Genomic DNA, 565 nt, shown 5'->3' with positions numbered 1-565 from the left:
GGCCGCTCGACCGGCTGATGGCGCTGATGGAAGGCAAGACGCCTCCCGGCTGAACCGGTGCGCGCGGACCTGGAGGTCGCCGATATCTTCCGTGCTGCCGGCCCCGGATACCGGGTCGCCCATGCAGGGCATCTGAGCCTGCAGCAGCTCAAGGTGATGTCGGCGATCGAACACTGCCGCACCGCTGCGTTGGGTGGTCATGTCGAAGCCTGTGAGGACTGCGGCCAATGGCGGATCGCCTACAACAGCTGTCGCAACCGGCACTGTCCCAGGTGTCAGGGCGCGGCCGCCCGTACATGGCTCGCCGAGCGCGAAGCCGACCTGCTGCCAGTCGGATACTTCCACGTCGTGTTCACGCTGCCTGCCGAGGTCGCCGTCATCGCGTTCCACAACAAGGCGCTGGTCTATGAACTGCTGTTCAAGGCGGCATCGGAGACGATGCTGACGATCGCGGCGGATCCCAAGCACCTCGGCGCGCGCATCGGCATCACCGCCGTCCTCCACACCTGGGGCTCGGCAATGACGCATCATCCGCATGTCCACATGATCGTACCAGGCGGCGGCA

Annotated in this window: 1 protein-coding gene; it reads left to right on the top strand. The window is 66.0% G+C overall.

Going from position 1 to position 565, the window contains the following annotated elements; translation table 11 throughout:
* Window positions 1-57: 57 nt before the first annotated feature.
* The coding region (locus tag NKH03_RS34930) for an IS91 family transposase (protein WP_502913590.1) at window positions 58-565 on the top strand (508 nt) is incomplete at its 3' end.

The organism is Mesorhizobium sp. M1406, from assembly GCF_040317555.1.
In the GTDB taxonomy this organism is placed as follows: Bacteria; Pseudomonadota; Alphaproteobacteria; order Rhizobiales; family Rhizobiaceae; genus Mesorhizobium.
This window is presented reverse-complemented; position numbering and strand designations above follow the sequence as displayed.